Origin of the sequence: Mesorhizobium sp. KR1-2, assembly GCF_040045035.1 — a bacterium.
Classification (GTDB): domain Bacteria; phylum Pseudomonadota; class Alphaproteobacteria; order Rhizobiales; family Rhizobiaceae; genus Pseudaminobacter.
In genome coordinates this window covers 1-5,954 of record NZ_JBDZDS010000025.1, presented here as the reverse complement: position 1 = coordinate 5,954, position 5,954 = coordinate 1, and the positions used below count along the sequence as shown (strand labels likewise).

Below are 5,954 nucleotides of genomic sequence, written 5' to 3'. Positions count from 1 at the left end.
GCCGGCCGCGGCTTTGCCGTGGTCGCCTCGGAGGTGCGGGCGCTGGCGCAGCGCTCGGCCGAGGCCGCGCGCGAGATCAAGGGGCTGATCTCGGCCTCGACGACGCAGGTCGGCGAGGGCGTCAAGCTGGTGGCGGCGACCGGCCAGGCGCTGGAGCGGATCGTTACCCAGGTGGCCGAGATCAACGCGGTGGTGAGCGACATCGCCGCCAGCGCGCAGGAGCAGTCGACCGGGCTCGACCAGGTCAATTCGGCGGTCAACCAGATGGACCAGGTGACGCAGCAGAACGCCTCGATGGTCGAGGAATCGACCGCCGCCAGCCATTCGCTGGCGCAGGAGACCGAGGAGCTGTCGCGCCAGATCGGCGGCTTCCGGCTCGGCCAGGCGGCGGCGGTGGCGAGCCGGCCGGCGCCGGCGCCCCGGGCGGCGCTGAAGCTGGCGGCGGGCGGCGGGCGTGCGGCGGCGGCGCCGGCGGCCGACGACGGCTGGCAGGAGTTCTGAGCGGCGATGGCAAGCGAACAGACCCAGCTGATCTTCGAACTGCCGGCGGTCCTCGACCTCAAGGCGGCGCCCCCGCTGGCCGAGCGGCTGCGGGCGCTGCGCGGCGCGGCGCTGACCCTCGACGCGGGCCGCGTCGAATGGCTCGGCGGCCAGTGCCTGCAGGTGCTGCTGGCGGCGGCGCAGAGCTGGCGCGCCGACGGCGCGGCGCTGCGGCTTGCCGGGGTGACGGCCGAGTTTTGTGACGGGCTCAAGCGCCTCGGGGTGACGCCGGCCGAACTGAGCGGCGCGGAGATGGAGATGGAGATGGAACCATGAGCACGACCGTTCTGACCGTCGACGATTCGCGCACCATGCGCGACATGCTCAGGCTGGCGCTGGCCGAGGCCGGCTACCGGGTGGTGCAGGCCGAGGACGGCGTGCACGGGCTGGAGGTGCTGGCCGCCGAGACGCCGCGGGTGATCGTCACCGACATCAACATGCCGCGGCTCGACGGCTTCGGCTTCATCGAGCAGGTGCGCGCCGATCAGGCCTATCGCGGCCTGCCGATCCTGGTGCTGACCACCGAGAGCGACGCCGCCAAGAAGGAGCGCGCGCGCCGCGCCGGGGCGACGGGCTGGATCGTCAAGCCGTTCGACCCGGCCAAGCTGATCGAGGCGATCCGCCGCGTGGCGGCGTAAGGAGGACAAGCCCATGGATGCCATGGCCGCCATCAAGCAGACCTTTTTCCAGGAGTGCGAGGAACAGCTCGCCGAGCTGGAGGCGGGGCTGCTCGCCATCGACAACGACGCCGCCGATCCAGACACCGTCAACGCGGTGTTCCGGGCGGTGCATTCGATCAAGGGCGGCGCCGGCGCCTTCAGCCTGGAGGCGCTGGTCGCCTTCGCGCATGTCTTCGAGACGGCGCTCGACCAGCTGCGCACCGGCACGCTTTCGCCGACGCCCGAGGTGCTGAAGGTGCTGCTGCGCGCCGCCGACCTTTTGGCCGACCTGGTGGCGGCGGCGCGCGACGGCGGCGCCGTCGACGCCGGCCGCAGCGACCAGCTGATCGCCGAGCTCGACGGGCTCGGCGGCGGCGCCGCGGCCGCGGCCGCGCCGGCCGCCGGCGGCGGCGGCGACATGGCCGGGCTGGTGTTCCAGCCGGTGCGGGTGGCGCTCGACTTCGGCAGCGACTTCGGCGGTGAGCCGGAGGCCGACGCCGGCCCGGCCGAGCGCGTCTTCACCATCCGCTTCCAGCCGCGGCCGGAGCTCTACGCCAAGGGCAACGAGACGGCGCTGGTGCTGCGCGAGCTGGAGCGGCTGGGGCGGCTGGCGGTGGCGTGCGATCTTAGCGGCCTGCCGCCGCTGGACGAGCTCGACCCGGAGGGCGCCTATCTCGCCTGGACGCTGGAGCTGACCACCGACAAGGACGAGGCGGCGGTGCGCGAGGTGTTCGAGTTCGTCGAATGGGACTGCGACCTGGCGATCGAGGCCGACGGCGCCAGCGCCGGCGCGGCCGACATCGAGGCGCTGCTGGCCGCGGTCCGCGCCGCGGCGGACGACCCGCTGCTGCCGGAACTGGAACTGCCGGAGCCGCCGCTGGGGGAGCGCCAAGCGGCGGCCGCGGCTGAGACCGCCGCCGCCGCGCCGCAGTCCGAAGCCGTGGCGCAACCGGCCAAGGCGGCCGGGCGCGGCGACGGCGGCGCGCCGCAGACCATCCGCGCCGACCTCGAGCGCGTCGACCGGCTGATCGACCTGGTCGGCGAGCTGGTCATCAACCAGGCGATGCTGTCGCAGCGCGTGCTCGAGGCCGGCCACGCGCCGGGCTCGGCGGTGGTGATCGGGCTCGACGAGCTCGAGCAGCTGACCCGCGAGATCCAGGACTGCGTCATGGCGATCCGCGCCCAGGCGGTGAAGTCGGTGTTCCAGCGCATGCCGCGGCTGGTGCGCGAGGTCGCCGGGCTGACCGGCAAGCAGGTCCGGCTGATCACCGAGGGCGAAGGCACCGAGGTCGACAAGACGGTGATCGACCGGCTGACCGACCCGCTCACCCACATGATCCGCAACGCCATCGACCACGGCCTCGAGGCGCCGGAGGCCCGCGCCGCCGCCGGCAAGCCGGCCGAGGGGCTGGTGCGGCTGTCGGCGATGCACCGCTCCGGGCGCATCGTCATCGAGGTCGCCGACGACGGCGCCGGCATCAACCGCGCCAAGGTCAAGGCGCTGGCGGCGAGCAAGGGGCTGATCGCCGCCGACGCGGCGCTGACCGACGAGGAGGTCGACAACCTGATCTTCCTGCCCGGCTTCTCGACCGCGACCGAGGTCTCCAACATCTCCGGCCGCGGCGTCGGCATGGACGTGGTCAAGCGCTCGATCCAGGCGCTCGGCGGCCGGCTGTCGATCGCCTCGCGCCCGGGCAAGGGCTCGACCTTCACGCTCAGCCTGCCGCTGACGCTGGCGGTGCTCGACGGCATGGTGGTGACCGTGGCCGGGCAGACGCTGGTGGTGCCGCTGACCGCCATCATCGAGACCTTGCAGCCGAAGGTGGCCGACGTGCACGGCCTCGGCGGCGGCGCCCGCGTCATCGCCGTGCGCGACGCCTTCACGCCCTTGGTCGACATCGGCCGCGAGCTCGGCTTCCGCGCCGCCGCCACCGACCCGCTGGCGGCGGTGGCGATCCTGGTCGAGACCGAGGGCGGCCGCCGCAGCGCGCTGCTGGTCGACACCATCCAGGGCCAGCGCCAGGTGGTGATCAAGAGCCTGGAATCCAATTACGGCGCGGTCGCCGGCATCGCCGCCGCCACCATCCTCGGCGACGGCCGCGTCGCCCTGATCCTCGACGTCGACGCGGTCATCGCCCGCGCCCAGGCCGACGTCGCCACCCTCGACCTTGTTGCCGCAGCAGGATGATCCCATGACCGAGACTGCCAGACACGACCCCTTGAGCCGCGAGCTGATCGCGTTTTGCATCGGCGCGCAGGAGTTCTGCGTCGACATCATGTCGGTGCGCGAGATCCGCGGCTGGACCCCCGCCACCGTCTTGCCGAAGGCGCCGCCCTTCGTGCGCGGCGTCATCAACCTGCGCGGCGCGGTGCTGCCGATCGTCGACCTCGCCGCCCGCCTCGGCTTTGCCCCGCCGGAGCCGACGGTGCGCCACGTCATCATGGTGGTGCAGGTCGACGACCGCGTCGTCGGGCTGCTGGTCGACGCCGTCTCCGACATCCTGTCGGTGACCGACGACGCCATCCAGCCGACCCCCGACGTCGCCTCCGAGCTGGCCCGCGCCTTCGTGCGCGGCGTGCTGGCGATCGAGGGCCGCATGATCAGCCTGATCGCGCTCGACAGCGTGCTGCCGGCGTTCGAGCCGATCGCCGCATGACGTCGACGTCCCCGACGAGCGGCGCCGCGCGGCCGCGGCGCGCCAGCCTGGTCGACGGCGAGTTCAGCCTGACCGGCGAGGACCTGCGCCGGATCGCCGCCATGCTGCAGGCCGACGCCGGCATCCATCTGAGCGACAGCAAGGCGGCGCTGGTCTATTCGCGGCTGTCGAAGCGGCTGCGCGCGCTCGGCCTGCCGAGCTTTGCCGCCTATTGCGCGCTGCTCGCCGGCCCCGACGGCGGCGCCGAGCGCCGGCAGATGCTGGCGGCGCTGACCACCAACGTCACCGCCTTCTACCGCGAGCCGCACCACTTCGCCCATCTTGGCGAGCGCGTGCTGCCGCCGCTGCTCGCCGCCGCGCGCCGCGGCGGCCGCGTGCGGCTGTGGTCGGCGGCCTGCTCCAACGGCGCCGAGCCCTACACCATCGCGCTGACCATCCTGGGCCAGATGCCCGACGCCGCCGCCCACGACATCAAGGTGCTGGCCACCGACATCGACCCCAACATGGTCGCCGCCGGCCACGCCGGCGTCTACGGCGAACCGGCGCTGCGGCCGGTGCCGGCGGAGCTGCGCCGGCGCTGGTTTGTCCCGGCGCGCGCCGCCGACGGCGGCAAGGCCTGGGCGGTCGCCGACGAGCTGCGCCAGCTCGTCGCCTTCCGCGAGCTCAACCTGATCGGCGACTGGCCGATGAGCGGCCGCTTCCAGGCGATCTTCTGCCGCAACGTCGTCATCTACTTCGAGGAGGCGACGCAGGCCAGGATCTGGAGCCGCTTCGTGCCGCTCTTGGCCCCCGGCGGCCAGCTCTACATCGGCCATTCCGAGCGCGTCAGCGGCCCGGCCGCCGCCAGCCTGCAGTCCGACGGCATCACCACCTACCGCCTGCGCGAGGCCCGCCCATGACCACGCCCGTGACGCCGCCCATGACGCCGCCCCAGAGCGCGCCCAAGACGCCGTCCGCGAGCCCGCCGATCCGCGTCCTCGTCGTCGACGATTCGGCGACCATGCGCTCCCTGTTGTCGGTGGCGCTGCGCCGCGATCCGCAAATCGAGGTGGTCGGCCACGCCGCCGACGCGCTCGAGGCGCGCGACAAGATCAAGGCGCTCAACCCCGACGTCGTCACCCTCGACGTCGAGATGCCGAACATGAACGGCCTCGACTTTTTGGACAAGATCATGCGGCTGCGGCCGATGCCGGTGGTGATGGTGTCGAGCCTGACCGGCCGCGACGCCGCCGCCACCCTGACCGCGCTCGAGCTCGGCGCCGTCGACTGCATCTCCAAGGCCGCGTTCAGCGACGAGGGCGCCTTCGCCACGCTCACCGCCACCGTCAAGGCGGCGGCCGGCTACGCCCCCGGCGGCCAGGTCGTGGCGATCGGCTCCTCGACCGGCGGCGTCGAGGCGCTGATTGGCGTCTTGACCCAGTTCCCGGAGAACTGCCCGCCGACCGTGATCACCCAGCACATGCCGGCCGCCTTCACCAAAAGCTTCGCCGAGCGGCTCAACCGGCTGTGCCGGCCCAAGGTCAGCGAGGCCGTCGACGGCGCCCCGCTTCTGCCCGGCCAGGTCTATCTCGCCCCCGGCGGCGCCAGCCATCTCGAGGTCGCCGGCTCCGGCAGCGCGCTGCGCTGCCGGCTGCGCGCCAGCGACCCGGTCAACGGCCACCGCCCCTCGGTCGACGTGCTGTTTGCGTCGCTCGCCAAGGCCGCCGGCGCCGCCGCCGTCGGCGTCATCCTCACCGGCATGGGCCGCGACGGCGCCGCCGGCCTGCTGGCGCTGCGCCAGGCCGGGGCCGCCACGCTCGGCCAGGACGAGGCGACCAGCCTCGTCTACGGCATGCCGCGCGCCGCCTTCGAGTGCGGCGCGGTCGACAAGCAGCTGCCGCTCGACCGCATCGGCGCCGCCATCCTCGCCCTTACCCGCTTGCACCCCACTGGAGCTCCCCATGTCGTTCGCCCAACAGCTTAAGGTCCTCGTCGCCGACGACACCACCACCAGCCGCCTGCTCATCACCGAGGCGCTGCAGGACATGGGCATCCGCCAGATCGCGCTCGCCCGCGACGGCGAGGAGGCGCTGCGCATGATGATGGACAAGCCCTGCCA

The 5,954-nt window shown here is 73.2% G+C and carries 7 protein-coding genes; all 7 read left to right on the top strand.

The genetic code is table 11. The annotated features are described in order from the left end of the window. The coding region (locus tag ABLE85_RS23775) for a methyl-accepting chemotaxis protein (protein ID WP_348795179.1) at nt 1-501 on the top strand (501 nt) is incomplete at its 5' end. A gap of 6 nt (nt 502-507) precedes the next feature. After that, nucleotides 508-816 (top strand): STAS domain-containing protein, encoded by a 309-nt coding sequence (locus ABLE85_RS23770; protein ID WP_348795178.1) that lies wholly within the window; start codon nt 508-510, stop codon nt 814-816. Beyond that, complete coding sequence (locus ABLE85_RS23765) at nt 813-1,178, top strand: response regulator (RefSeq protein WP_348795177.1); 366 nt, start codon at nt 813-815, stop codon at nt 1,176-1,178. The genes ABLE85_RS23770 and ABLE85_RS23765 overlap by 4 nt, the downstream gene beginning before the upstream one ends. A 13-nt stretch (nt 1,179-1,191) precedes the next feature. After that, on the top strand, nt 1,192-3,387 hold the full coding sequence (locus ABLE85_RS23760; RefSeq protein ID WP_348795176.1) for a chemotaxis protein CheA: 2,196 nt from the start codon (nt 1,192-1,194) through the stop codon (nt 3,385-3,387). A 4-nt stretch (nt 3,388-3,391) separates the two neighbouring features. Continuing rightward, a complete protein-coding gene (locus tag ABLE85_RS23755) occupies nt 3,392-3,856 on the top strand; it encodes a chemotaxis protein CheW (RefSeq protein ID WP_348795175.1) in 465 nt (154 codons plus the stop codon). Next, nucleotides 3,853-4,755 (top strand): protein-glutamate O-methyltransferase, encoded by a 903-nt coding sequence (locus ABLE85_RS23750; protein WP_348795174.1) that lies wholly within the window; start codon nt 3,853-3,855, stop codon nt 4,753-4,755. The genes ABLE85_RS23755 and ABLE85_RS23750 overlap by 4 nt, the downstream gene beginning before the upstream one ends. Before the next feature lie 20 nt (nt 4,756-4,775). After that, complete coding sequence (locus ABLE85_RS23745; protein ID WP_348795180.1) at nt 4,776-5,819, top strand: chemotaxis response regulator protein-glutamate methylesterase; 1,044 nt, start codon at nt 4,776-4,778, stop codon at nt 5,817-5,819. The last annotated feature ends 135 nt before the right edge of the window (nt 5,820-5,954 follow it).